This window comes from Barnesiella sp. CU968 (assembly GCF_905219685.1).
Classification (GTDB): domain Bacteria; phylum Bacteroidota; class Bacteroidia; order Bacteroidales; family Muribaculaceae; genus Lepagella; species Lepagella muris_A.
On record NZ_CAJMXD010000600.1, the window covers coordinates 1 to 1,032 of the forward strand.

1 protein-coding gene is annotated in these 1,032 nt (G+C 47.7%); it reads left to right on the top strand.

Annotated elements, in window-relative coordinates; genetic code table 11:
- A partial coding sequence (locus tag JX312_RS13950; protein ID WP_204458524.1) for a LacI family DNA-binding transcriptional regulator occupies window positions 1–996 on the top strand: 996 nt, incomplete at its 5' end.
- Window positions 997–1,032: the final 36 nt, after the last annotated feature.

Here is a 1,032-nt window from a genome sequence, read left to right on the forward strand (position 1 = left end):
AGTCATTTGTGCCTTTCGGTTTCCACAGTGTCGAGAGCGCTTGCCGATGACAAAAATATCCGCAAGGAAACGAAGGAGAAGATTTTTGCGGCTGCCCGTGAACTGGGTTATGCCAGAAATGTTATAGCAGCCAATCTTCGAACCGGCAGAAGCCATACGGTAGGAGTGTTGGTTGACCAGATGGTTTCTCCGTATGCAGCCAGAATTATCAAAGGCATAAACCGCGTGATGCGTGAGCATGGCATTTATGTGGTTACATGCGATGCCGATAACGATCCGTCAATAGAAAGAGATTATCTCAACATGGTCAAAAGTTCTTTTTTTGACGGTCTGATTATTGCCCATTGCAACAATGCGGACAATAGCGGGTTGTTTAAAGAATTGAATGACAAGGGACTTCCGATGGTGTTTCTGCGCAGTTCGCTTGACGGACTTGACGCTCCTGTGGTTTGTGTCAACAGTTATGACAAGGGGTTCTTTCTTGTGGATCACCTTGTCTGCTCAGGACGCAGACGTATAGTCAATGTCAAAGGTCCATCTTTGAGCGGAGAGGTGAGAGATCTTGACAAAGCATATGTCGATGTCATGAATAAGTTCGGTATTCCGGTAATCGCGGAATTGCAGTTGTCGGCGGGAGTTGACATGTTGTCAGGTCGAGAAGTGGCAGACCGTCTGATTGACAGCGGAGTGGATTTTGATGCGGTTTTCGCCATTAACGAAATAGTTGCCATTGGAGTGATGAACCGGCTGATGGAGCGCGGTGTGAAAGTTCCCGATGATGTTTCAGTGGCGGCGTTTACCGGTTCCATGCTTTCGGAAATGGTCTATCCGTCGATGACGTCTGTCGAAGCTCCGTTGGAAGACATGGGGCGTAGGGCAGCTGAGCTGCTTGTAGATATGATCAATCATCCGGGGGTCAGACATTCCGGTATTATAATAGATGCAAGGATACGTATCCGCCAATCATCAGATATCACACAGAAACCTGCCCTTTGATTGCCGGGTGGGGATCATATCCTTCAAGAGAGAAAT